This is a genomic window from Rahnella rivi (assembly GCF_019049655.1).
Lineage (GTDB): Bacteria > Pseudomonadota > Gammaproteobacteria > Enterobacterales > Enterobacteriaceae > Rahnella > Rahnella rivi.
The window spans coordinates 1-1734 of record NZ_JAFMOX010000024.1 but is presented as its reverse complement, the minus strand read 5'-3'; the positions used below and the strand labels follow the sequence as shown (position 1 = coordinate 1734).

The following is a 1734-nucleotide window of genomic DNA, read 5'->3' as shown; positions in this document are numbered from 1 at the left end:
GCTAGCTTATGCCATTGCACTAACCTCACGATGTCCGACCGTGATTAGCTAACCTTCGTGCTCCTCCGTTACTCTTTAGGAGGAGACCGCCCCAGTCAAACTACCCACCAGACACTGTCCTCACCCCGGATTACGGGGCCGAGTTAGAACATCAAACATTAAAGGGTGGTATTTCAAGGTTGGCTCCACGCAGACTGGCGTCCACGCTTCAAAGCCTCCCACCTATCCTACACATCAAGGCTCAATGTTCAGTGTCAAGCTATAGTAAAGGTTCACGGGGTCTTTCCGTCTTGCCGCGGGTACACTGCATCTTCACAGCGAGTTCAATTTCACTGAGTCTCGGGTGGAGACAGCCTGGCCATCATTACGCCATTCGTGCAGGTCGGAACTTACCCGACAAGGAATTTCGCTACCTTAGGACCGTTATAGTTACGGCCGCCGTTTACCGGGGCTTCGATCAAGAGCTTCGCATTGCTGCTAACCCCATCAATTAACCTTCCGGCACCGGGCAGGCGTCACACCGTATACGTCCACTTTCGTGTTTGCACAGTGCTGTGTTTTTATTAAACAGTTGCAGCCAGCTGGTATCTGCGACTGGCTTCAGCTCCGGGAGCAAGTCCCTTCACCTACGCGCCAGCGTGCCTTCTCCCGAAGTTACGGCACCATTTTGCCTAGTTCCTTCACCCGAGTTCTCTCAAGCGCCTGAGTATTCTCTACCTGACCACCTGTGTCGGTTTGGGGTACGATTTCGTGTTACCTGGAGCTTAGAGGCTTTTCCTGGAAGCATGGCATCAACTACTTCACCACCGTAGTGGCTCGTTATCACGCCTCAGGGTTAATATGTAACCGGATTTACCAAGTCACACCCCCTACACGCTTGAACCGGGACAACCGTCGCCCGGCTAGCCTAGCCTTCTCCGTCCCCCCTTCGCAGTAACACCAAGTGCTGGAATATTAACCAGCTTCCCATCGACTACGCTTTTCAGCCTCGCCTTAGGGGTCGACTCACCCTGCCCCGATTAACGTTGGACAGGAACCCTTGGTCTTCCGGCGTGCGGGTTTTTCACCCGCATTATCGTTACTTATGTCAGCATTCGCACTTCTGATACCTCCAGCAACCCTCACAGGTCACCTTCGACGGCTTACAGAACGCTCCCCTACCCAACAACGCCTAAGCGTCGCTGCCGCAGCTTCGGTGCATGGTTTAGCCCCGTTACATCTTCCGCGCAGGCCGACTCGACCAGTGAGCTATTACGCTTTCTTTAAATGATGGCTGCTTCTAAGCCAACATCCTGGCTGTCTATGCCTTCCCACATCGTTTCCCACTTAACCATGACTTTGGGACCTTAGCTGGCGGTCTGGGTTGTTTCCCTCTTCACGACGGACGTTAGCACCCGCCGTGTGTCTCCCGTGATAACATTCTTCGGTATTCGTAGTTTGCATCGAGTTGGTAAGCCGGGATGGCCCCCTAGTCGAAACAGTGCTCTACCCCCGAAGATGAGTTCACGAGGCGCTACCTAAATAGCTTTCGGGGAGAACCAGCTATCTCCCGGTTTGATTGGCCTTTCACCCCCAGCCACAAGTCATCCGCTAATTTTTCAACATTAGTCGGTTCGGTCCTCCAGTTAGTGTTACCCAACCTTCAACCTGCCCATGGCTAGATCACCGGGTTTCGGGTCTATACCTTGCAACTTGACGCCCAGTTAAGACTCGGTTTCCCTACGGCTCCCCTAT

At 53.4% G+C, this 1734-nt stretch carries 1 rRNA gene; it reads right to left on the bottom strand.

Going from position 1 to position 1734, the window contains the following annotated elements:
• Positions 1-1734, bottom strand: a 23S ribosomal RNA gene (locus J1779_RS00155); the annotation flags it as partial.